The sequence below is a fragment of the Streptomyces sp. ICN903 genome (assembly GCF_022015835.1).
Classification (GTDB): Bacteria; Actinomycetota; Actinomycetes; order Streptomycetales; family Streptomycetaceae; genus Streptomyces; species Streptomyces fenghuangensis.
On record NZ_JAKMAY010000570.1, the window covers coordinates 1 to 1366 of the forward strand.

Sequence of the window (1366 nt, forward strand, 5' to 3'; positions counted from 1 at the left end):
CGAGGTCGAACTCGCCATCGGCGGCATGACCTGCGCCTCCTGCGCCGCCCGTATCGAGAAGAAGCTCAACCGCATGGACGGGGTGAGCGCCACCGTCAACTACGCCACCGAGAAGGCCAAGGTCTCCTTCGGCGAGGGCGTCGGGGTGGAGGACCTGATCGCCACCGTCGAGGCCACCGGCTACACCGCCACGCCCCCCGCCCCCGAGCGCGGGACGGCCGGCGGCGGCTCCGGCGAGGCGGCCCCCGCCGCGGACGAGGGGGACGAACTGCGGCCGCTGCGGCAGCGCCTGGCCACCGCCGTGATCCTGGCCGTGCCCGTCATCGCGCTGGCCATGGTCCCGGCCTGGCAGTTCACCTACTGGCAGTGGCTGTCGCTGACCCTGGCCGCCCCGGTGATCACCTATGCCGCCTGGCCCTTCCACAAGGCGGCCTTCACCAACGCCCGGCACGGCGCGGCCACCATGGACACCCTGATCTCGGTGGGCACCTCGGCCGCCTTCCTCTGGTCCCTGTGGGCGCTGTTCTTCGGCACCGCCGGCACCCCGGGGATGACCCACCCCTTCGAGCTGACCATCGCCCGCACCGACGGCGCCGCCAACATCTACCTGGAGGCCGCCGCCGGGGTCACCGCCTTCATCCTGGCCGGCCGCTACTTCGAGGCCCGCTCCAAGCGCAAGGCCGGCGCCGCCCTGCGCGCCCTACTGGAGCTGGGCGCCAAGGAGGTCACAGTCCTGCGCGACGGCCGCGAGGTGCTCGTCCCCGTCGCCGAACTGGCCGTCGGGGACCGCTTCCTGGTCCGCCCCGGCGAGAAGATCGCCACCGACGGCACCGTGGTCGAGGGCTCCTCGGCCGTGGACGCCTCGATGCTGACCGGCGAGTCCGTCCCCGTCGAGGTCGGCGTGGGCGACGCGGTCACCGGCGCCACCCTCAACGCCGGCGGCCGGCTGGTCGTCGAGGCCACCCGCGTCGGCTCCGACACCCAGCTCGCCCGGATGGCCAGACTGGTCGAGGACGCCCAGAACGGCAAGGCCGCCGCCCAGCGCCTGGCCGACCGCATCTCCGCCGTCTTCGTCCCCGTCGTCATCACCCTCGCCCTGGCCACCCTGGGCTTCTGGCTCGGCAACGGAGCAGGACTCACCGCCGCGTTCACCGCGGCCGTCGCCGTCCTGATCATCGCCTGCCCCTGCGCCCTGGGCCTGGCCACCCCCACCGCCCTGATGGTCGGCACCGGCCGCGGCGCCCAGCTCGGCATCCTCATCAAGGGCCCCGAGGTCCTGGAGACCACCCGGCGCGTGGACACCGTCGTCCTGGACAAGACCGGCACCGTCACCACCGGGAAGATGACCCTCCTGACCGTCCACACC

Annotated in this window: 1 protein-coding gene; it reads left to right on the top strand. The window is 73.4% G+C overall.

The window, feature by feature from the left end:
• Positions 1-1366: cation-translocating P-type ATPase (locus L7D48_RS28860; protein WP_237884061.1), on the top strand; the 1366-nt coding region annotated here is incomplete at both ends.